The organism is Bartonella sp. AP57NXGY (assembly GCF_042195805.1).
GTDB lineage: Bacteria > Pseudomonadota > Alphaproteobacteria > Rhizobiales > Rhizobiaceae > Bartonella.
The window spans coordinates 1-2,309 of sequence record NZ_JBHIOZ010000189.1; the positions used below are offsets into that span (position 1 = coordinate 1).

2 protein-coding genes are annotated in these 2,309 nt (G+C 38.0%); both read left to right on the forward strand.

Annotated features, from left to right (window positions below; all coding sequences use genetic code 11):
- The coding region (locus tag ACFIL8_RS09295) for a BID domain-containing T4SS effector (RefSeq protein WP_375689547.1) at positions 1-1,031 on the forward strand (1,031 nt) is incomplete at its 5' end.
- 316 nt (positions 1,032-1,347) lie between these two features.
- Positions 1,348-2,309 (forward strand): Fic family protein (locus ACFIL8_RS09300; RefSeq protein ID WP_375689549.1); only part of this gene is annotated, 962 nt, incomplete at its 3' end.

Below are 2,309 nucleotides of genomic sequence, written 5' to 3' on the forward strand. Positions count from 1 at the left end.
CAAAAACTTCCTCTCCACACACAGCAATTGAACAACCAAAACCGTCTCACGAACAAAAACCATCTATTAATACAATGGAAAGAGAGCTATTGCTCGTAGCATATCAAGAAGAAATACGATTTTTGAGCGAAAAGGTTTATGGCGACCGACTTATTTTAAATGAAAGAATAGAAGCAATCAAAGAAAACCCCGATATGGGAGAACAGCTCTTATGGGATGTTACAGAACGGCCTAAGTCTATTTCTAAGCTTGCTGGTAGAAAAGTTCTTGGCATAAAAAACCATGCGCGCAGAAAAGCTGAAGAAACTCTTCCCACCCTATGTGCTGCCATTAACGGTTATGTGTATACTTCAAAATATACAAAAAGTGAAAATATTTTACAAGGTTCTCACACGGAACAACAACATCAGCGACAAACACAAGAGGAAGAGCTAACAAATCAACATTTACAAAATCCGCTCAATTCAGAAAAGAAAATAAAGCCTCTCTCAAATGAGGAAATTGCCCGCAGAGTTCAACAAGATCCATCGGTTCAATATGGTCAAAGAGAGATCCAATATTGGTGCCAAATTGTTTATAATGATCCATTTATTTTGCAATATAGAATAGAAGATATGCACAAAATTCCAGAGATGGGAGAAGAGCTTGTATTTCAAATTGAAAAGGATTCTGCATCTGTTGCTCCACTTGCTGGTAAGCAAGTCCTTGGCGTAAAAAATGGAGCACGCAAAGCCGCTGAAGAAAATCTTCCTACTCTTTGTACCGTCATTAAGGAGTATGCTGAAACTGTAAAACAGTTAAGAGAAACCATTGTGCAAAACCATCAGGCAGAACAACAAAAACGTTATCAACCACCTACCGATTTCGATAAAAAATTACAAAAGCAGCAAAGCTTATCGCAGCCCCTGAAGCTGCCTGAACGCTCAACAGCAAAGCGGCATAAAGAGGTTACAGAAACTTCTAGACAAGAAGACCAGCCGCAGGTTCGACCGCGCAGAGCCGAAACATCAAAAGCAATGGCTTTGTCGTGATAAATCTCCTAATTGTTGGCTTTTTATCCAAAACTTTGGTGCAATTATCTTGCCAAGATTGCACCAAAGACGGTGTATGAAATACAGAAATTTTTGAATAAGACACCCCATTATTTTACAGAATTCATTGATAAAATTTCACGATAATACTTCAAAATTATAAACTTTAACTTTGTTCCATGCGAATAAGATCAATTTTTTCAATCATTCAAATAGGCATTCTTCTTTGAAGAAAACGCTATGAAAATAATATAAGGCAAAAAATGTAAACAAAGAAGATTTCAAAAATAATGTTACCATTTGAAAGGAAATATGCATGAAAGAAAACACAGAACATTGTGCCTCCTCTACACAGGAAGAATTGCAAGAACAACACTCTGCAATTAATGCAGCCATTTCAAAGCAAATCAATGAAGAAGCGCAAAATTTTTTCTACCCCAATAGCAAAGTGCTTAAAAATAAATACCGCATCAAAGATAACGAAATATTAAAAGAATGCTGTTCTAATGATGTAAAAAAAGAAATGATAAAACTGCACCAAGAACCTCTACCAGAGCAGTTTAATGCCTCTTATCTAAAATACCTTCATCAACGCCTCTTTTCCCATGCATTTGAATGGGCCGGACAAACACGCGAAAAGCCTTTTACATTTGAAGATGGCACTGTTGCTTCTATGCCCATTTTGAAAAGAAAAGAGTTTACAAAAACTTTTGCGATTGGCAGAAAAATACAGGAGGGACTAGAAAAGTTAGATAAAACGCTTGCTGAAAAGAATAATTTACAAGGCTTAACGCGCGAAGAATTCGTTGAACAAGCAGCTGGTATAATGATAGATTTGCACCACTTGCATCCTTTCAGAGAGGGCAATAGGCGCACAAAGAGACTGTTTGTTGAAAAACTCTCTCAAGCAGCAGGACATGAGCTAGACTTTTCTCTTGTGAGCAAAAAACGTAAAGACTTTGTCCGCGCCGCTGCCATGGAACATGGCAACCCAGAGCCTATGAAGCATCTTCTTGAGGATATCTCAAATCCAGAAAAATTGCTCCTATTACGAGAATTCACCAACTCTATGAGAGAGCTTGGATTGGATGAAAAAAATTATCATCTCGCTGTCGTTGCAAAAGAAGGAGAAACCTATCATGGTACCTATAGAGGCAGTGGACCCAATGGCTTCATGCTTGATGCCAACGGCATTTTCATATTGGGAAATAAAAAAGATCTCACCCCAGAGCAAATACAGACATTAAAAATCGGTGACGCCCTCTCCTTTACAGCACC